This is a genomic window from Streptosporangium sp. NPDC051022 (assembly GCF_040683035.1).
Taxonomy (GTDB): Bacteria; Actinomycetota; Actinomycetes; order Streptosporangiales; family Streptosporangiaceae; genus Streptosporangium.
This window is the reverse complement of record NZ_JBFBCF010000007.1, coordinates 201301-218988: the sequence shown is the minus strand read 5'-3', so window position 1 is coordinate 218988 and position 17688 is coordinate 201301. Positions and strand designations below refer to the sequence as shown.

The window sequence follows — 17688 nt, the reverse complement described above, 5'->3', positions numbered from 1 at the left end:
CCGGCGGCCCACGTCCCGTGCCTGTCCCGTACGGAGCACCCCACGCGTTCCCGCACGAAGGAGTGGACATGGCGACGAAGAAAATCCTGGTCATCGTCACCAACGCCGAGGAGTACGAGAAGGCCGGCATGCGGACCGGCCTGTGGCTCGGAGAGCTGACGCACTTCTGGGACTACGCCGAGCAGGCCGGGTTCTCCATGGACATCGCGAGCCCGTCCGGCGGCATGATCCCGATCGATCCGGAGAGCCTGGCCCACGACGTGCTGGCGGAGCTGGGCACCGACCGGCGCTATCGGGACCGGAGGTTCATGAACCTTCTCGACGACACGAAGAAGGTGGCCGACGTCGACCTCGAGGACTACGACGCGATCTACCTCACCGGCGGTCACGGGGTCATGTTCGACTTCCCCCGGAGCGAGGACCTGGAGTCGCTGATCGCCAGGTTCTACGAGAGCGGGCGTGTCGTCTCCGCCGTCTGTCACGGTCCCTGCGGGCTGCTCAACGTCACGCTCGGCAACGGGGAGCCCCTGGTGAAGGACAAGGACGTCACCGGCTTCTCCTGGCCGGAGGAGCGGGCCGCGCACCGGGACGATGCCGTTCCCTACAGCCTGCAGGACGAGCTCAAGAAGCTCGGAGCCCACTACAGCACCGCCGGCAGACCGTTCGAGACCCACGTCGTCGAGGACGGCCGGTTGATCACAGGGCAGAATCCCGGCAGCGCCAGGGCCGTCGCCGAGGCCGTCGTCAAACAGCTCCAGCCCGCGTGAGACCGGTCTGAGTGAGGTCGGCCCACCTGAGACCGGCCTGTGTGAGACCGGTCCGCGTGAGGTCGGCCCGCGTAAGGTCGGCCCGCGTGAGGGAGGACCACGTGGAGGAGGACCGGCGGGGATTCACGGGGATTCACAGAGGGAGCAGCCGGCCGAAGAAGCGTTCCAGCGGTGCCGCGTGCCGGTCCGGGTGCCGCCACCGGGCGACCGCGCTGCCGGGCAGGTGCAACTCGCTCGTCAGCACGCCGTTCCTGAAGACCCGTACCGCCGGATGGATGGCCTCGCTCTCCGCGACTTTCCGCGTCAGCGCCCGGCGCCCGACCGCGAACGCCTCGGTCCCCAGGTCGTCGGGGGCGGGCTCCCGGCTCTGCCGCAGCCCCACGGTGACCAGGTCACCGAAGCGCGCGACGGCGTAGTCCTCCGGCAGGTCCTCGTAGCGTTCGATGCCGTGCTCGGTGATCACCAGGGCGTCGGCCAGGTAGCCCGCCTGGGCCCACAGGGCCGAGCTTCGGTTGACCCGGTCGAGGATCGAGCGGACCAGCTCCCGGCGGGGGACGGTCGTGTGCGGGAGCCGTATCCCGTCGTAGCGCTCGGCGAGCAGGCGGCTCAGCGTCCGCAGGTTGTAGCGAAAGCCGTAGATGAACGCCGACGAACCCCGCCCGGCGTCGCGCGCCTGCATCATGGTGCCCGCGATGTAGAGCCCGTCGAGGTCGGCCGACTCCCAGTCCGGTCCGATCGCCGGCAGCCGCCCGCCGGGGACGGTTCTCAGCCCGTCGGCGAACACCTCGGTGCCCATCCGGAAACCGGTGCAGCGCAGTACGGCGTCGTATTCCAGCGTCTCGCGCTCGCCGCCCGCGTGGCTGTGGACGATGTCGGCGGTGTAGGTCGCGCCGTCGAACCCGATCCGCTCGACCGTGCAGTCGAGCAGCGTGTGGAAGGCGGTGAAGCGGTGGCTGTCGAGCAGCGCGCCGTACGAGCCGCACACGTCACCCGGCTGCCGGGAGTTCCACGCCAGCCGTACGGGACGGGGGCTGGCCAGATGGATCAGTGAGGCGTGGTCGCGGAGGGCGTGCGCCGTCTCGAACGCCGCGTTGCCCTTGCCGAGGATCAGGACCCGTTTGCCGAGGAACGGCTCGGGGTCGACGGCCATCTCCTCGTAGCCCTCCGCGTGCTCGATGCCGGGGATGTCGGGGATGTTGGGGCCGCCCCACCCGCCCGCCCAGATCAGGCACTCGGCCTGGATCTCCCGGCCGTCCTCCGTCTCCAGCCGGAACCCCTCCTTGCCGATCACCCGGCTGACCCCGGTGCCGAAGGCGATCCGCAGGTCGTGGGTGGTGTGGAAGTCGGTGAGATAGCGCCGCAGGTCGTCGGGGGAGGGGAAGTAGTCGTCGCTGTAGTGGGGGAACAGCAGGGACGGATCGTCGCTCAGCAGTGAGTTCCAGTCCCAGCGGAGCCGGATCTCCGGATCGTCCGACCAGGTCCGCACCTTGTTGAGCGAGATCAGCCGCCGATGCCGGGGAAAACGGGTGAAGAAGCCGCCCGCGGACCGTTCCCGCTCCAGGATCACGTAGTCCGCCCCCCGCTCCTGCAGGAAATAGCCGATCTGCAATCCCGCCGGACCGGCGCCGACCACGACGTAACGATGTTCCTGGACCACGAGCCGACCTCTCTGAAGGGTGTGCACGCCCCTCCAGGGATACCCACTCCCGGCGGCCCCTCCCGTGCGCCGTGCTCCCGGACCTCGCCGATCCGCGCCCCTCCGGTCCGCGCCACTCCGATCCGGACTCCGCCGGTGCGGACGCCGTACGTCACCTGGACGCCGTACGGCACCGGCACGCCGTACGGCACCGGTACGCCGTTCCCCGGGCTTCCGGCGGCCCGGGCGGCGTACGGTGTCCGCCGCGGCTCACGCCAGCAGGTCGACCAGCGCATCGCCCTTGGGTGTGACGTGTACGCGCACGTGGCGGCCGTGGCGCTCCCGGACCAGGAGGCCCGCGGCCTCGAGCTGGGCGCAGTGGTAGGTGGCCGCCGCGGCCGTGGAGTGCAGCAGCGAGGCGACCTCGCTCATGGTGAGGGAGGTACGGGCCACCCGCAGGATGGTGGCGCGGGCCCTGCCCAGGGTGAGGACGAGCGAGTCCGCCGGCGTCGTGTCCTGGGCGCCGTCGTTCCACAGCACGCCCAGCGCCGGAAGCGGGTAGCCGATCCACACGGTGTCGGGATGGTCGAACGCGAAGATGCTGGCGCCGTTGCCGGACACGATCGGCACGAGGGCGAGCCGCCGGCCATTCAGGTCGAACCGGTTGGCCTGCTGGTCCGGCAGGCCGAGTGAGGTGCCGGAGAACCGGAAACGCGGGCTGAGGTCGGTCAGGACCGTCTCCAGATGGTCGGCCACCGCGGCGGACCCCACCCTCTCCCTCTCGCGCTTCAGCAGGCTGTCCGCCCGGTGCCAGACCGGTTTGAACTCCTGCCACAGCACGCGCATGAGGTGCGCGTACGCCTGGATCCACGCGCGGGGACGTTCGACGACGGGCTGCCACTGGGCGGGGAGCGCCTGAGGGAACTCCGTCTCCAGCTCGGCCAGCAGGGTGTCCGGGGAGAGGTCGGCCAATCGCTCCAGATGGGTGTCGGCCTCGGACATGGACACCGTGGGGCTCACACAGTCGGGGATGACGGAGAACTGCGGGACGAACAACGGGCGCAGCACCTCGGCCGCGTTACGCGGGGCCGCGGCCACGACCGCCCGCCGCCAGTGCCGGGGAATGCCGTGGGGGCGACCGCCCAGGGTGCCGGCTGTCAGCGACAGGAGCGTCGCCCCGGGGTGGAGCACGACCGAGACCCTGACATCGTCGAGGCGTCCCAGCCGGAGTTCGGAAAAGCCCTGCATGTGATCCCTCTTCCAAGCCACAGCGGTGGGGTTTCGCTCCCACCAGAGCCATGCTTTGTCCTGCTCTCCCGAAATGCGCATCCTTTAAGGATCACTTTAGTGATTGAGGTTGATTTTCCGGTTCGCGATGCTCGTCCTGCACGGTCGGGCGGAGGGGGTTTCCGCCCGGTCCGGATGTCCGGAGGAGGAAACGTGGGCTTCAAGAAGGTGCGCGCGATGATGGGGGCGGCCGCGGTCGCCATGGCGACCGCGGCGGTCATCGCCGGTCCGGTCGGTACGGGCAGCGCCTCCGCCGCCGGCCCGTGCTGGTACAGCGGCAGCCACTGGTGGTGCAACAACGTCTCGGGAGCGAAGGTCTACGGCTTTCGCGAGGACACCGCTCGCAACTACCCCGACCGCAACCGCACCGTCGGGAGGATGTTCAGCAACCCGAGCTGGTTCCAGTGCCGTTTCGACGGTAGCCCCGACAACGGGAACGGAGACACCTACTGGGTGGGCGGACCGCACCCCTACCGCTGGATTTGGACGATGGCGGACAACCACGAGTGGGGCTGGATGAAGGACACCGACATCTCCAGCGAGACCCAGACGCTGCCGCCCTGTTGGTAGGGACCCTTTCCCGAGAAGGGGATTCACGCCGACCGGTACTCATTGTTGGCAACAAATCAGAAAAGATCAGAAAAGAGGAGAAAACGTGCGTTTCACGGGGGCGCGTGCGGTATTCGGGGCGTTGACCGTGGCGGCGGCCACCGTGGCCACCGTGGCCACCGTCATCGCCGGGCCGGCGGGCACGGGCACCGCCTCGGCGGCCGGCCCGTGCTGGTACGACAAGCCCAGCACGAACTACTGGTGGTGCAACAACACCTCGGGGGCGAAGGTCTACGGGGGTTCGGAGATCTCCAACTACCCTGACCCCGGCCACGTCGTCGGATGGATGTACAGCAACCCGAGCTGGTTCGTCTGCCGCAGGGACGACGGCCCCTACGTCGGCGGACCGCACCCGAACCGGTGGCTGTTCACCAAGGCCGACAACGGCGCCTACGGCTGGATGAAGGACACCTCGATCTCCAGCGAGACCAACCCGGTGGACCCCTGCTGACAGCGCCGACAGCGCTGACCACGGACTCACACGGAGCCCGTGGTCTCCGGTACGGCGAACCGCACACCCGCGTCCCGTCCGCGTTCACCCAGGACACCGGTACGGCGACCGCGCACCCGGGTCCTGTGCGCGGTCGTCCGGGCCATCGGTAGGGCGATCACCCGCCGGTGTCCTGACCCACGGTCGTCCGGGACATCGGTGCGGCGAGCGGTGGGGCGGGGTGGGCGGCGCCGGTGAGCGGTACCCGGCCTGGTGAACGTCAGGGGCGTCGGCGCCAGGCCGGATCGTGGTGGCCCCGAGTGTACAGGGGATGCGGGGCCACCGCGCGGAGCCTCTCGGTGACCCCGCGGCCGTTCCATGACCGGCCGCGGGGTCGTCCACGGGGTCGTTCAGGGGGGCGTTCAGGGGGCCGTTCAGGGGGAACGGGTGAACGGGCGGGCGAAGGCGGATGGTCGGTCGGTGGTTACGGCTCGTCGTAGACCACGGTGTTCCTGCCCGGCCCGCCGTTCAGGACGTCCTCACCGCGCTTGCCGTGCAGGGTGTCGTCGCCCGGCCCGCCGTTGAGCACGTCCCGGCCCGGCCCGCCGTACAGGACGTCGTCGCCGTCGCCGCCTTGCACCGTGTCGTTGCCCTCGCCGCCGCAGAGCACGTCGTCGCCGCCGAGGCCGTTGACCGTGTCGTTCCCGGCCAGGGCGACGATCACATCGGGGCCGGAGGTACCCCGCAGCGTGTCGTTGCCCGGCGTGCCGGTCACGGTGGCCGTACGGCCTCCGCACGCGGCCGTGCCGGTGACCGTCAGCCCGCGTATCCGGCCGAAGTTGTCGAACGAGCCGAAGCCGATCCGCCCCGAGCCGAACGTCTTGTCGGTCGCCGTCATCAGCGGGACCGCCGACCCGTTCAGGTAGACCGCGATCTCGCCGGTGGCCGCGCAGTGCCGGATCCGGACCCTGTGCCATTCGGCGTCGGTCACCGCCGGGGGAGGACCGGCCGTGCCGTTCCACTGATCGTCGATGCGCCGCCGGTCGGCGTTGTTCACCACGAAGATGCCGTTATGCGGATATATCGTGTTGTCCTGCGATAGATGGACGTAGTAGTACTCCGTGTCCGACCGGTAGCCGAAGACCATGACCACGTCCCGCTCGTCGACGTCCACGCTCTCGTCCAGCCTGATCTCGGCGTCGATCTGCACGGAGGCGAACTCCGGCCCGGTCCTCAGCGTGGCGAACTCGAACGGACGGCGCGGGCCCGGCGGTTCGGTGCCCGGCTCGGTCAGGATCACCTCGTCGCCGGGGAAACGCCACTTGGCCGGTGTGCGCGGCGCCCAGTCGGACCGGGCCGTCACCTCGCCGACCCTGACGGTGCCGACGGAACAGCCGGCGTGCTGCGGCGGCCGGGTGACCCGCCAGATCCTGCCGTTGGCCTTCGACAGGACGAACAGCTCGCCACCGCCGTCGACACCCAGGCGGAAGTCGACCCGCTCGTTCCCGGCCAGCTGTTCCATCGTCACCTTCCGCCCGGCGGTGTCGAACAGCGTCAGCTCCTTGACCGTGGCGAGGTTGCCGCCGCGGACCATCTCCGAGACCTCGGAGTAGAAGACCCTGCCGCTGACGACGTCGCCGTAGACGTACTTGCCGGTGAGCTCGGGCACGGCCTGGCCACGGTAGACGAAGCCGCCGACCAGCGCGTTCCCGGTGTCGTGGTCGTAGCTGATGACGGGATAGGTGTAGCCGTACCGGGCGTCGTCGGGCGGCAGCGGGTAGACGTGCGTCGGGTCGGACTTCTTGAACAGGAAGCCGCCCTCGCGCTCGTTCCAGCCGAAGTTGTCGCCCGCCTTCACCTCGTAGACCGAGTCGACGTTGACCTCGCCGATCATGCCGACGTACATCTTGCCGGTGGCCGCGTCCCAGCTGAACCGGTGCGGGTTGCGCAGGCCGTAGGCGTAGATCTCGCCGAGGGCGCCCGCGGTGTGCGTGAACGGGTTGCCGGGAGGCACGCCGTACCCGCCGCCGTGCCCGTTCGTGCCCGCCGGATCGATGCGCAGGATCTTGCCGTGCGGCATCCCCAGGTTCTGCGGGCCCGTGGTGAACTCGGGGGTGATCTCACCGTCGCCCAGGGCGACGTACAGGAACCCGCGCTCGGGGTCGTTCGCCTTGGCGGTGGGGTTGAAACCGATCTGCTGGACGTTGTGCAGGAAGGTGGTGAACCCGATCCGCAGCACCTCACGTTTGGTCCCCGCGAAGACGTTCGCGGCCGGGTCGGTCGCGGTCCACTCGGTGATCACGCTGTGCACCGCGGTGTCGTCCGGATACGGCAGGTCGGGCGTGCGCGTCCGCAGCGCCGCGTCCGCCTCGGAGTGCACGGTGTAGAACTTGCCGTTGGTCGCGAAGTCGGGATGGAAGGCGACGAAGCCGAAGCCGGTGCCGAGGTTGGGGCTGGTACGGAAGTCGGGGAAGGCCGCCGCGACGTCGAGGTACTGCGTGGGGGAGCCGTTCACCAGGAGGTACATCTTGCCGTTCAGGTCGGGCACGTAGAGCCGTCCCGAACGGTCGGGGACCTCCCCGACGTAGTTGATCCGGGCCCGGGGCGCGGTGGGACTGCTGGCTGGAATGGTGGCGAGCTCCCGCAGGGTGACGCCGAGACCGGTGACGACGGGGTCGCCGGGCAGCGGGTCGGGCAGCGGCAGGGAGCCGGTGTCGGCCACGCCGCAGCTGCCGGCGCTGCCGCCGGGCACCCGCAGGTTGACGCCGCCGGTGTCGACCGCGATGTCGTCGAAGTAGAGGGCGGTGTCGCTGCTCGCGCCGTTGATCACGGCGAACCGGTCCAGCGCCTCGGCGGTGCCCTTGCGGAAGCCGAACCGCTTCTCCGTGCCCGCGGGCAGCCTGGTGGTCACCGCGTACGGCCCGCCCCTGCTGTACATCGTGAAGGTGTCGGTCGCGTTGTCGGCGACCAGCCACACGCACTGCCAGGTGTTCGGCGTCCAGGTGCCCGCAGGGGGGAAGTCCCCCGCGTCACGGGCGTTCAGCACGTCGGAGCTCTGATTGGCCGCCTGGACCTCGAAGTCGTCGGAGGACTCGGGCTCGTCCACGTCGGTCAGGCCCACGCCGGTGCCGACCTCGCCCGCCCGGTGGAAGCGGAAGAACAGGGTGCCGCTCGCGCCCGGCGCGATGGCCGGGATCGCCCGGTGGGCCCGCAGATCCGGGCCGGTCATCCGGATCGCCTTGTTGCCGGCGTTCCTGGGGTCGACGGAGACGGTGACGGCCGGGCCCGAGGCCGTCCAGCCGTCCTGGCCGTTCAGCGCGCCCGCGCTGTAGTCCTCCAGGTCGATGACCTCGTCGAAGGCCGGGGTCGGGTCGTCCAGGGTCGCGCCGTCGGGGTCGAGGTAGATGTTGTCGATGTAGGAGACCCCGCGCGGCGGGTCCTGCGGGTCGTTCAGGTGCAGGAAGGTGATCAGAGGGTCGGAGCCCCCGCTCCTGAAGGCGAAGGTGTCGTCGCCGCCCGCGGTGACCCGCGTCGGCTGGGCGCCGGGCGCGGCGACGTGGACCCGGTAGCTGTCGGCCGCGGTGTCGATCACGGCCCAGATCCGGTAGACCACGCCGGGGGCGATCGTGACGTTGTCGGCGACCCGGTCACGGGTGCCGTCCCTGACGACCAGGCCCCGCTCGTCGACCCGCACCTGGACGGCGTAGTCGTCGAGATCGAGATCGTCGCCCGTGGTGTCGAAGCCGAGCCCCGGTGACGCGTCGGCGCTCAGCCCCATGCTGACGTCGGTCTTGGCCGGGTCGTCGGCCGCGAACTCCCAGAAGAGAGTGCCCGTCGTGCCCTCGGCGAGTGACAGGTCGTCCAGGGCGGCGTAGGCGTTGCCCCGGTACTGGATCGCCTGGGCGCCGATGTCCAGCTTGTCGATCAGTGTCTTGCCGGAGAAGCCCGCGGGCACCGCGTCGCCCGCCAGGGCCCCGTCGGCGGCTCCGGGGGTGTTGACGTGCCAGGTGCCCTGCGAGCGCAGGCTGCCGTTGGCGTAGTCGTCGAAGGTGGCCAGGGGGCAGAGGGCCGAGCAGGAGGGAGTCGTCGCCGAGACCGGGGCGGCCAGGGCGACGAGCGTCAGTCCCAGACCGGTGACCAGCGCGAGCACGGCCGCCGCCAACCGGCGCGGGAGGAGGCGGCCCAGGGGGAGGTGGCTCGGAAAGGGGCGGTGCGGCAGGGGGGATCGGCGGGATGAACGGGGAAGGGCGGACATGCGGACCCTCTCGGAAGGGGAGCGATCCAAAGGCGCTTACAAGAGCGTTGACATTCGTCCTGTGCCAGATGTTAACCATGGAGATCGACATGTCAATGAGAAGGCCCGGGAGCCGGTGACGCGGCCCGCGTGACGGTCCCGTACCCCTGTCCGGCCGTCGCCGCGCCGTTCCCCGTGACGGCCCCGCCCGGCAGGACGGGGGCAGGCGGGGGCGTCACGGGGTGGGCGGTGTGTGCGGCCCCTGTTCGGCGGCCGGCCGCCCGGCGAGGATCGGCATGAGGATCGTGTCGACGATCTCTTCGATCACCTCGATCGGAGCGGGCTCGCCGTGTGAGAGATAGTGGTAGGTCACCAGCATCGGGCCCAGGTTGACGATGCGCGGGGTCAGCGCCTGCGGCCGGAGCCGCCCCCGCTCGACGCCGGTCTCGAGAATCTCGGCGACGACGCGCACCTGGGCCGCGGGGAGCCGCGCCTGTTCGGTTTCGTCTCCGGGTACCCGGGTGGGCCACTCGGCGATGAGGCCCCTGACCGCCTCGCCGTACGGGCCCGCCAGGTGGTCGGCGATGCGCTTCAGGACCGTGACCAGGTCGTCCCGTGTCTCGCCGGTCAGCGGGATGTCCGGGGCCAGGGTGGTGGCCAGGTGGCGCGTGGTCGCCCTCACCAGATGCGCGCGGCTGGGCCAGCGCTTGTAGAGCGACGCCTTGCCCGCCTTCGCCCGGGCGGCCACGCGTTCCATCTGCAGGTTGGCGTACCCGACCTCGGCGAGCTCGTCGAGCGTCGCTTGGAAGATCGCCTGTTCCAGGTCTTCACCGCGTCGCCGGTGGGCTGGCTGGGTCACTCGCTACTCCCGACAGTGAACGCAAAGTTCACTATGCTAGCGTTTTTAGTAGACGCGACGTTCACATGCCGCGTGCTCACGACATCACTTTTCCATGCTGGAGAGCCCGTGGCCTCGATTCCGCAACGGCCGGCCCACCCCCGCTTCCGCCACCGAGGACAGGTGGCCGACGGCGGGCCGCTCTCGTCCCGCCCGTCGCGATGACCGGCGGCACGGCCGTGTCCGCCCCACCGCCGGGCGGGACGGCCGTGGCCGTCACCCACGGCGACGCCACCGGCCACCGTCGTACGGCCGGCCGCACCGGGGCGCTGTGATGACCCTGTCCATCGGCCGTCACCAACCCCCGGCCCCCGGTACCGCCCCGGCCCGTCACCGGACTCCGGCTCCCGACACCGACCTGGAAGAGCGCGATGCGGCGTCGCCCCGCCCTGCCCGGCCGCTCGGGCGGCCCGCCGTCTTCCTCCGTCGCGGGATCAGGGTGCTGCTGCCGGTCACGGTCGTCGCCGCGGCGGCCTGGGTGCTGCCAGGCCGCCTGCCCGCCCCCGGACAGGTCCTCCAGGCGCTGCGCCAGGCCCACGTTCCCACTCTGATGGGCTGCTTCGCCGAGGCCGTCACGGGGGTCGGAATGTTCGCCCGTCAGCACCGTTCGCTGGCGCGTGCCCACGGCATCCCGCTCCGCCCCTGGCACGCCTGGGGTCTGGCCTGGGCCCGCACCGCGATGACCGCCGCGCTGCCCGCCGGGTCGGCCCTCTCCGCCGCCTATGCCTTCCAGCGTTTCCGCCACCACGGCGGTGACCGCCTCATGGCCGCCTCGGCCACCCTCGTCTCCGGTGTGCTCTCGGCCGTGGGCCTGGCCCTGCTGTTCCTGCTCGGTACGGCGGTCGCCGCGCTGGCCGACCCCGGCGCGCTCGCCGGAGCCGGGGGCGCCCTCGGCACCGGTGCCGCGCTGCTGGCCTGTTTCGCGGCCGTGCTCTGGGCGGGAGTGACGCTCGCCAGGCGCGAACAGGGCGAGGACGGCTCCCCACCGCGGACGCGTCCGGCCGCGGCGCTCGCCAAGGCGGGCGGCGCCGTGCTCGCCGTCACGCGACTGCCCCGGGGCGACGCCCTGGCGGCGCTCGCCTTCGCCACCGGTAGCTGGCTGGCCGACCTGGCCACCCTGTACACCGCGGCCCTCGCCTTCGGGCTCGACGTCCACCCGCTGCGGCTGGCCGTCCTGTATCTCGGCGCCCAGCTCTTGCGGCAGATCCCGCTGACTCCCGGCGGCATCGGCGTCATCGAGACCAGCCTCATCACCGGCCTCGTCACGCTCGGCGCGGCGGCGGCGCCGGCCACCGCCGCCGTCATGGTCTATCGGCTGCTCACCTGCTGGCTCCCCCTGCCCGTGGGCGCCGCGTCCTGGCTCCTGCTCCACCGGAGCACGTGACGCCTCCACTCACTCCGGTCATGTCAGGCGCGCGGATCCGGTCGTGCCGGACATGTAGGCCCGGTCGTGCCGGGCAGGCGGGTCCGGTCGTGTCAGGCGCGCAGGCGCAGACCTCGCGGGGTCGGGTGGAACCCGGCGGACTCCAGGGCGGCGCCCAGCGGGGAGTCGTTGATGGCGGTCCCGTCCGCGCGTTCCACGGTCAGCTTGCCCAGGGCGCCGTCGCGTACGGCCAGCGCGAGGGCGTCCACGGCGGGCCTGAGGTTGTCACCGTCGGTGAAGGACAGCAGGGTCTTGCCGCCGCGCTCGACGTAGAGCACCAGATGCCCGTCCACCAGCACCACCAGCGAGCCCGCCTTCCTGCCCGGTTTGTGGGACACCTCACCCGGATGGGCGGGCCAGGGCAGGGCGGCGCCGTACGGGTTGGCCGGGTCGGTCGCCGCCAGCACCACCGCCCGCCGCGCGGTCTCGACCGGCCCGCGGGGGCTCCACGGATCGGTCACGGGCGTGACGGCCTCCGGGGGCGCCGAGGTGGCGCGCATGCGGTCGACGGCGCCCGGCAGGGCGAACTGCGCGCCGCCCAGACCCTCGACGAAGTAGCCCCGGCGGCACCGGCCGCTCTCCTCGAAGGCACGCAGCACCGGATAGACCGCGGCGAACCCGCCGGGCAGCCGCTCGGCGGCGACCGCGCCCCGCGTCACCACGCCGTGCCGCTCCAGCAGGGTCTCCGCCTGGGCGTGCGCCCGCTGGGTCGCGTCGCCGGACGGGGAGGGCAACCGCCACCAGCGTCCGCCCACGGTCGGCGGTCCGCTCCGGCTGGGAAGCACCGCGCGCCGCCTGCGCGTGGGAGCCCGGCGGTGCGCGGGGCGCCCGGTGCCGAGCGTGGCGCGCAGCGGTGCGAGTGTGTCGCCGGTGATCCGCCCCGCCCACACCAGGTCCCACACGGCGGCGGCCAGCACGCCGTCGTCGGGGATCGCACCGGGCATGAGGGAACCGACGCGGCTCGCCAGGTCGCGGAAGAACAGCGCGCCCCCGCCGCCGAGGACCTCCAGCACCCGCTCGTGCACCAGGGTCGAGGTGATCTCGACGGGATCGGGCATCAGCAGCGGGGCGGTGTCCGCGAAGTACAGCGCGACCCAGCCGTCCCCGCCGGGCAGCGACCCCTGCCCGGCCCAGACGACCTCGCCGGAGGCCGTCAGCTCGTCCAGCAGCGACGGGTCGTATCCGGGCACCCGCGAGGGCAGGATCAGTGTCTCCAGCGCGGAGGCGGGCACCGCCGCCCCCTGGAGTTGCTCGACGGCGCCGACCAGCGCGTCGATGGGCGGCCTGCCCCGTGACGGGCTGCCGGTGATGCCGTGCCACGCCGGGGCGAAGGCGGCGAGGGTCTCGGGGGTGACCGGCTCCACCTCCTTGCGGAGTCTGGCCAGAGACCTGCGGCGCAGCATCCGCAGCACCCCGCTGTCGCACCACTCCTCGCCCCGGCCCCCGGGCCTGAACTCACCGTTCACCACCCGGCCCGAGACGGCCAGGCGGCGCAGCGCGTCGGTGACGACCGCGGGACCGAGACCGAACCTCGCGGCGGCCGCAGTGGCGGAGAACGGAGCGCGCGTGCGGGCGTGCCGGGCGACGAGGTCGCCGAGCGGATCCTCGACGGGTTCGAGGAAGGCGTGCGGCACCCCGACCGGCAACGGCACGCCGAGCGCGTCGCGCAGCCGGGCGGAGTCCTCGATCGCCGCCCACTGCTCCTGCCCGGCCACCCGCACCCTGATCGCCCGCCGGGCGGTTTCGAGCGCGGCCAGCCACGCGGGGTCGCCCCCGCGCAGGCTCACGTCCGCCTCGACCAGCGGACCGTGCGAGCGGAGCAGGTCGGCCAGGTCCTCGGCGTCGCGCAGCGGCCGGTTGAGACGGGCCAGCTCCCGTTCGGTGTCGGCGATCACGTCGGGGTCGAGCAGCTCGCGTAGGTCAGCCTGGCCCAGCAGCTCCGCCAGCAGGCTCGTGTCGAGCGCGAGCGCCTGCGCGCGCCGTTCCGCCAGGGGGGCGTCGCCCTCGTACATGAACGCGCCGACGTAGTTGAACAGCAGCGACGCCGCGAACGGTGATGCCTGCCCGGTCTCGACCTCGACCAGCCGCACCCGCCGCGCCGAGATGTCACGCATGAGGCGGACCAGCCCCGGAACGTCGAAGACGTCCTGCAGGCACTCGCGCATCGTCTCCAGCACCACGGGGAACGAGCCGTATCTGCCCGCCACGTTGAGCAGGTGCGAGGCCCGTTGCCGCTGCTGCCACAGCGGGGTGCGCCTGCCCGGTGTGCGCCGGGGCAGCAGCAGCGACCGCCCGGCGCACTCCCGGAACCGCGCCGCGAACAGCGCCGAACCGCCGAGTTCCTCGGTGACGATCCGCTCGATCTCGTCGGCGTCGAAGACCGCGATGTCCGACGGCGGGCCGGAGAGCGTGTCGGGGACGCGCAGCACGATCCCGTCGTCGGAGTGCACCGCCTGCACGTCGGTGCCGTAGCGCTCCCGCAGCCGCCGTCCGATCGCCAGGGCCCACGGCGCGTGCACCCTGGCCCCGTACGGCGAGTGCACCACGATCCGCCAGTCGCCCAGCTCGTCGTGGAAGCGCTCGACCAGCAACGTCCGGTCGTCCGGCACGTATCCGGTGGCCTCCCGCTGCTCGGCGAGGTAGGACAGCAGGTTCGCCGCGGCGAACCCGTCGAGACCGGCTGCCCTGATCCGCTCCAGAGCCCCCTCACGAGCCGACTCTCCCCGCCCGCCGGCCAGGTCCTCCGCACCGGTGTCCCCTCTCGCACCGGTGTCCCCCCTCGCACCGGCGTCCTCCCTCGCGCCGGAGTCCGCGCTTCCGGAGCCCGCGCTCGCCCTCGCGTTCTCGGCCCGCGCCCCGTCCAGAGCCGCGGAGCGCGCCTTCGCGCCGGAGCCGCCCTTCGCGCCGGTCGCTGCCTTCGCGCCCGAACTCGCCTTCGCTCCGGAGTCCGCGCCCGCTTCGGACATCTCACGGAGGAACGCGCCTATCGCCCTGCCCAGCTCGGCGGGGCGGCCCGCGCTGTCGCCGTGCCAGAAAGGCAGCTTGCCCGGCTGCCCGGGGGCGGGAGAGACCAGCACCCGGTCGGCCGTGATGTCCTCGATCCGCCACGAGGTCGCACCCAGCACGAACACGTCTCCGGCACGGGACTCGTAGACCATCTCCTCGTCGAGCTCGCCCACCCGGGAGGCCTTCTCCCCGGCGAGGAACACGCCGAACAGGCCCCGGTCAGGGATCGTGCCGCCGTTGGTCACCGCCAGCCGCTGGGCCCCCGGCCGTCCGCTCAGGGTGCCGGTGACCCGGTCCCACACGATGCGCGGCCGCAGCTCGGCGAACTCCTCACTGGGGTAACGCCCGGCGAGCATGTCGAGCGTCGCCTCCAGCGCGCTGCGGGGCAGCGTCCGGTACGGCGCGGCGCGCCGTACCACGGTCTCCAGCTCGTCGACCGTCCACTCGTCCAGCGCGGTCATCGCCACGATCTGCTGGGCCAGCACGTCCAGCGGGTTGCGCGGATAGCGGAGCTCCTCGATCTCCCCGCGCCGCATCCGCTCGGCGACCACGGCCGTCTGGACCAGGTCACCACGGTACTTGGGGAAGATCACGCCACGCGAGACCGCTCCCACCTGGTGACCGGCCCTGCCGATCCGCTGCAGGCCGCTCGCCACGCTCGGCGGCGACTCCACGCAGGCGACCAGGTCCACCGCGCCCATGTCGATGCCGAGCTCGAGGCTGGAGGTCGCGACGACCGCGGGCAGCCGCCCCGATTTCAGCGCCTCCTCGATCTGGGAACGCTCCTGCTTGGACACCGAGCCGTGATGGGCGCGCACGATCTCCGGGACCGTCCCCTTCGACGCCCCGGCCTGGGCCATCATCGCGGCCGGGGTGGACAGGGACGCCGGTGGCGCGACCGGCGGGGCGGACGGAGGGAGCGGGAGGGCCGGAGACGCGGGGAACCCCTCCGCCCAGTGGACGGGATCCGGTGCCTCCCGGGCGCCGGAGGACTCCGGCTGATCCGGCTCGCCCGGCCGCCGCTCCCAGGCCAGCTCGTTGAGACGGGTGCACAGCCGTTCGGCCAGCCGCCGGGAGTTGGCGAACACGATCGTCGACCGGTGCTTCCCGATCAGGTCGAACAGCCGTTCCTCGACGTGGGGCCAGATGGAGCGCCGGGCCGGAGGCTCGGTCAGCCACCGGTCCTCGTCGTCGGGCCCGGCGGGCCCGGCCGGTCGCGCCGGAGCGTCGAGCTCGGTCATGTCCTCGACCGGGACGACCACCTCGACCTCGATCACCTTCTCCGAGGGCGGCTGGACCACCGTGGCGGGACGGGGACCGCCGAGGAAGGCGGCCACCTCGCTCACCGGGCGCACGGTCGCCGAAAGGCCGACGCGCTGGGCGGGCCGGGGGAGCAGGGCGTCGAGCCGCTCCAGGCTGAGGGCCAGGTGCGCGCCGCGCTTGGTCGCCGCGACCGCGTGCACCTCGTCGACGATGACGGTCTCCACGTCGCGCAGCGCCTGCCTGGCCTGGCTGGTCAGCAGCAGGAAGAGCGACTCCGGGGTCGTGATGAGGATGTCGGACGGTTTCGCCGCGAAGCGGCGCCGCTCCTCCGCGGAGGTGTCGCCCGACCGGATCGCCACCGAGATCTCCGGCACAGGCAGCCCGAGCCGCCGCGCGGTCTGCCTCAGCCCGGCCAGCGGTGCCCTGAGGTTGCGTTCGACGTCGACCGCCAGCGCCTTGAGGGGGGAGACGTAGAGCACCCGGCACCGCCGGGCGGCCCCGTCGTCCCCGCGGGAGCGTCCCCGAGAGGGACGCGCGGATCCGGCGCCCGGGGCGGCGGTCGAGGGGACGCCGCCCGCGGTGTCCACGCCGGAGCCCGAGGCCGAAGGGGAGGCGGGGCCCGGCACGCCGGGCACAGTCGTGCGCTCCGCGGCCAGCCGGTCGAGCGACCACAGGAACGCGGCCAGCGTCTTGCCGGACCCGGTCGGCGCGACCACCAGGGTGTTGTCCCCCCGGGCGATCGACGCCCAGGCCCCCTCCTGCGCCGCGGTCGGGGCGGCGAAGGCTCCGGTGAACCACTCCCTGGTCACGGGGGTGAAGTGGTCGAGCGCCCCGCTCGCGGGCGCGCCCCCACGCCCGGTGTTCGTCTCGCTCACGGCCCGCCCTCCTCACGCTCGGTCACGCCGCGTCCGGCCCGGTCACCGATCCATAGTGCACGGCACCACCGACAGAATCCGCCACGGACCCCCGTACCCCGGATCCCACGGACGCGCGCCGTCACGGAGAACACGGCGGTACGGGGACGACGGCGAGATTCCCGTCCTCGGTGGAGGTGCAGAAAGGTTCATCTGCTGACAAGACGGAGATAGATCTCAGATGAACACCCGACGTAGTGAGCGGTGATCCGGTGATGAGCATCAACCATCAGGCCGTCGAGACGGCGCGTGAACGGATCAGGGCGGAGCATTTACGCGAGCGCCGCCCGCCGAGCAGCGCGAGGGGCCTGCACCACTTCGCATTGATCTCCTCCGATGTCGAGACCACCATCACCTTCTACCAGGATCTTCTGGAGTTCCCTCTCACGGAGATCGTCGAGAATCGGGACTACCGAGGGTCGAACCACTTCTTCTTCGACATCGGCAACGGCAACCTGCTGGCCTTCTTCGACTTCCCCGGCCTCGATCTCGGCCCCTACAGGGAGGTCCTCGGCGGGCTCCACCACATCGCCATCTCGGTCGACCCGTCGACCTGGGAACGGCTCAGGGGGAAGCTGGAGGCGGCGGGCGTGCCGCACCAGATCGAGAGCGGCGCCTCCATCTACTTCAGGGACCCCGACGGCGCCCGTCTGGAACTGCTCGCCGACCCGCTCGGCGAGATGTACGGCTCCCACGTGCTCTGATCCGGCGGGGCCGTCCACGAACCGCCGTCCCCCGTTGAGAGCCCCGAGAACGGTCCCCGCGGGCGGTCGTGCGCACCGTGGACGCCGCGTGTGACCGGTCCGAACGGGTTCCGCCGGGGCGGCGGAGCCCACCCGGGCCGCTCGTACCCGGCAGGGGGCGGCTCCGGCCGCCCGTGTCCCTCCCGGTGGGCTTTCTTGTCGTCGCGGTCCGGCGGGGCACCATACTTGGAGGATGCGCCTGTCGGAGTTCTGGAACCGAATGAAGCTGCACTTCGGCGACACCTACGCCGAGTCGTGGGCTCAGGACTACGTCATCGCCGACCTGGACGGGCGGACCGTGAACCAGGCGCTGGCCGACGGCGTCGCGGCCAAGGAGGTCTGGCGGGCCGTGTGCGGGGTGTCCGACGTCGCCACCCGGCTGCGCTGAGGGACGGGCCGCGGCGCTGCGGCCCAGGGGCAGGCCGGACCTGCCGGGAGAGGAAGCGGGGACAGGCCGGAGGCCGGTCCACTTGGCCGT

12 protein-coding genes are annotated in these 17688 nt (G+C 72.1%); 6 read left to right on the top strand and 6 right to left on the bottom strand.

Annotated features, from left to right (window positions below):
• Positions 1–68 precede the first annotated feature (68 nt).
• Positions 69–767, top strand: a complete 699-nt coding sequence (locus AB0N02_RS15525) for a type 1 glutamine amidotransferase domain-containing protein (RefSeq protein WP_363946248.1) — start codon at positions 69–71, stop codon at positions 765–767.
• Here the strand turns inward: AB0N02_RS15525 and AB0N02_RS15520 are convergent.
• The 3 genes from AB0N02_RS15520 to AB0N02_RS15510 form a co-directional block, all read right to left on the bottom strand.
• Positions 745–894, bottom strand: coding sequence for a pentapeptide repeat-containing protein (locus AB0N02_RS15520; RefSeq protein ID WP_363946246.1), 150 nt, complete (start codon positions 892–894; stop codon positions 745–747). The two genes, AB0N02_RS15525 and AB0N02_RS15520, sit on opposite strands and share 23 nt — an antisense overlap.
• A gap of 6 nt (positions 895–900) precedes the next feature.
• Positions 901–2424 carry an NAD(P)-binding domain-containing protein gene (locus AB0N02_RS15515; RefSeq protein WP_363946244.1) on the bottom strand — a complete coding sequence of 508 codons (1524 nt, stop codon included), beginning with the start codon at positions 2422–2424 and terminating at the stop codon, positions 901–903.
• A 249-nt stretch (positions 2425–2673) separates the two neighbouring features.
• A complete protein-coding gene (locus tag AB0N02_RS15510; RefSeq protein WP_363946243.1) occupies positions 2674–3651 on the bottom strand; it encodes a hypothetical protein in 978 nt (325 codons plus the stop codon).
• Between the two features lie 192 nt (positions 3652–3843).
• On the opposite strand from AB0N02_RS15510, the gene AB0N02_RS15505 reads away from it, so the two are divergent.
• Positions 3844–4260 carry a hypothetical protein gene (locus AB0N02_RS15505; protein WP_363946242.1) on the top strand — a complete coding sequence of 139 codons (417 nt, stop codon included), beginning with the start codon at positions 3844–3846 and terminating at the stop codon, positions 4258–4260.
• 85 nt (positions 4261–4345) lie between these two features.
• A complete protein-coding gene (locus AB0N02_RS15500) occupies positions 4346–4750 on the top strand; it encodes a hypothetical protein (protein ID WP_363946240.1) in 405 nt (134 codons plus the stop codon).
• Positions 4751–5213: 463 nt separating this feature from the next.
• On the opposite strand, the gene AB0N02_RS15495 is transcribed toward AB0N02_RS15500, so the two are convergent.
• Both AB0N02_RS15495 and AB0N02_RS15490 read right to left on the bottom strand, forming a co-directional pair.
• Complete coding sequence (locus AB0N02_RS15495) at positions 5214–8879, bottom strand: PQQ-dependent sugar dehydrogenase (protein WP_363946238.1); 3666 nt, start codon at positions 8877–8879, stop codon at positions 5214–5216.
• Positions 8880–9198: 319 nt separating this feature from the next.
• Complete coding sequence (locus AB0N02_RS15490; RefSeq protein ID WP_363946237.1) at positions 9199–9822, bottom strand: TetR/AcrR family transcriptional regulator; 624 nt, start codon at positions 9820–9822, stop codon at positions 9199–9201.
• Between the two features lie 313 nt (positions 9823–10135).
• Between AB0N02_RS15490 and AB0N02_RS15485 the strand changes: the two genes are divergently transcribed.
• Complete coding sequence (locus AB0N02_RS15485) at positions 10136–11245, top strand: YbhN family protein (RefSeq protein WP_363946235.1); 1110 nt, start codon at positions 10136–10138, stop codon at positions 11243–11245.
• Between the two features lie 92 nt (positions 11246–11337).
• On the opposite strand, the gene AB0N02_RS15480 is transcribed toward AB0N02_RS15485, so the two are convergent.
• A complete protein-coding gene (locus AB0N02_RS15480; protein WP_363946234.1) occupies positions 11338–16428 on the bottom strand; it encodes an ATP-dependent helicase in 5091 nt (1696 codons plus the stop codon).
• Between the two features lie 254 nt (positions 16429–16682).
• Here AB0N02_RS15480 and AB0N02_RS15475 point away from each other — a divergent pair, with 254 nt between their 5' ends.
• Positions 16683–17171 (top strand): VOC family protein, encoded by a 489-nt coding sequence (locus AB0N02_RS15475; protein ID WP_363946233.1) that lies wholly within the window; start codon positions 16683–16685, stop codon positions 17169–17171.
• Between the two features lie 232 nt (positions 17172–17403).
• The gene (locus AB0N02_RS15470; RefSeq protein WP_363946231.1) at positions 17404–17598 is read left to right on the top strand and encodes a DUF3046 domain-containing protein; all 195 of its coding nucleotides are present in this window, start codon (positions 17404–17406) and stop codon (positions 17596–17598) included.
• The last annotated feature ends 90 nt before the right edge of the window (positions 17599–17688 follow it).

Excerpts from the sequence above, each read along its gene's own strand:
- AB0N02_RS15475 (WP_363946233.1), top strand. The coding sequence starts at position 16,683 with ATGAGCATCAACCATCAGGCCGTCGAGACGGCGCGTGAACGGATCAGG.
- AB0N02_RS15510 (WP_363946243.1), bottom strand. The coding sequence starts at position 3,651 with ATGCAGGGCTTTTCCGAACTCCGGCTGGGACGCCTCGACGATGTCAGG.
- AB0N02_RS15470 (WP_363946231.1), top strand. The coding sequence starts at position 17,404 with ATGCGCCTGTCGGAGTTCTGGAACCGAATGAAGCTGCACTTCGGCGAC.
- AB0N02_RS15485 (WP_363946235.1), top strand. The coding sequence starts at position 10,136 with ATGACCCTGTCCATCGGCCGTCACCAACCCCCGGCCCCCGGTACCGCC.
- AB0N02_RS15525 (WP_363946248.1), top strand. The coding sequence starts at position 69 with ATGGCGACGAAGAAAATCCTGGTCATCGTCACCAACGCCGAGGAGTAC.